Source organism: Streptomyces sp. NPDC043680, from assembly GCF_056436685.1.
On record NZ_JBWKCE010000047.1, the window covers coordinates 1 to 1,580 of the forward strand.

Here is a 1,580-nt window from a genome sequence, read left to right on the forward strand (position 1 = left end):
CTAAGGGTTGTCCCGTAACTGATCTTTGGCAGCACGAGAGTGGCTGGCCGGTATCGCATCCCAGGTTCCCCTTGGGGAGGCACTGACTTCGGTTCACCCCTGCGACCGCACGACACAACAGCGGGTAGCAGACGCCTCCTCCCGACAACGTGTGGACCTCCCGACCTGGGGAGATGAGCAGGGGCCCTGTTATCGTGCGCCGATGTCAACGATCAAACAGTTCCAAGTGACCTTCGACTGCGCGGAGCCTGCGCGCCTCGCCGCTTTCTGGTGCGAGGTGCTGGGGTACGTCGTGCCGACGGTCCCGGAGGGCTTCGCCACGTGGGAGGAGTACCACCTCTCGCTGCCGCCCGAGGATGAGATCTACTTCGCGTGCACCGATCCCTCGGGTGTGGCCCCGCGCTTGCTCTTCCAGCGAGTTCCCGAGAGCAAGGTCGTCAAGAACCGGGTGCATCTCGATGTGCGGGCCGGCACCGGGCTTGTGGGTGAGGAGCGCCTTGCCACACTCGAGGCCGAATGCGCACGACTGATGGCACTCGGCGCGAAACACGTGCTGACGCAGCGCGCCGATGGCGTCAACGAGTCGTGCATCACTATGCAGGACATTGAGGGCAACGAGTTCTGCCTCGCCTGATTCTCCTCCGAGATTGCGACGTGGGGAGCCATCTCCGGCCTTGGGGAACATCGGGGCAGCCGATATCGGCTGCCCCGATGTTCCCCAAGGCCAGTCTCCCGTGGACCTCTCAAGTCCCGCATGCGGCGGGAGTCATCCCGTGAGAGCGAGGTTGTGTAGGCGGGCAACGCCGTGCATCGCGTGGCGCACACCGTCGCCTCTCAGGCGGCAGTCGCGCAGGATCTTCCAGGTCTTCATACGGGCGAAGGCGTGCTCGACGCGGGCGCGAACCCGTTTGTGGCTCTTGTTGTGGGCCTGCTTCCAGTCGGGTAGTTCCTCGCCCTTGCGCCGGCGGTGCGGCATGATCAGCCCGGTGCCCAGGTAGCCGCCGTCCGCGATCGTCGTAGTGTTGCCGACTGCCTGCTTGGCACCGGACTCGGCCCATGCCCGGCAGTCGTTGCGGTTCCCCGGCAGAGGCCGGCCGACCACCACGACCAGGCGGGTGTCGGCGTCGATGACCACCTGGTGGTTCGTCGAGTAGCGATAGTTCTTCGACTGCTCGGCGACCTTGTGGTCGCGGGTGGGTACCAGCGTCCCGTCCACGATCAGCACCGCGTCCTTTGCGAAGCGCCTGCGCGGGGCCAGCGCGAGCCTGGGGCCGAGGTGGTCGATGACGCGATCGGCGGTGGACTTCGACACTCCGAAGAGCGGCGCGAGTTGGCGCAGGGTCAAGTTGGTGTACCAGTACGCGGCCACCAGTAGCACCCGATCCTCCAGGGACAGCTTCCACGGCCGACCACGGCCCGGCGCGTCGCTGCCCTCGCGGCGTAGCTGCCTCATCAACTTGCAGAAGGCACGCGGGCTCAGTCCGGCGAACGGGGCTATCCAGGACGGCTCAGACGCCGTGATCACACCAGCCACGGCCTAGATCATCCCACGGCAAGATCACTTACGGGACAACCCTTAG

At 65.8% G+C, this 1,580-nt stretch carries 2 protein-coding genes; one reads left to right on the plus strand and one right to left on the minus strand.

The genetic code is table 11. From position 1 onward, the window contains the following. Positions 1 to 202 precede the first annotated feature (202 nt). Complete coding sequence (locus tag AC0666_RS33935) at positions 203 to 634, plus strand: VOC family protein (protein ID WP_471370514.1); 432 nt, start codon at positions 203 to 205, stop codon at positions 632 to 634. Positions 635 to 766: 132 nt separating this feature from the next. Here AC0666_RS33935 and AC0666_RS33940 read toward each other — a convergent pair whose 3' ends face one another. After that, positions 767 to 1,534 carry a transposase gene (locus AC0666_RS33940; protein ID WP_478709112.1) on the minus strand — a complete coding sequence of 256 codons (768 nt, stop codon included), beginning with the start codon at positions 1,532 to 1,534 and terminating at the stop codon, positions 767 to 769. Positions 1,535 to 1,580: the final 46 nt, after the last annotated feature.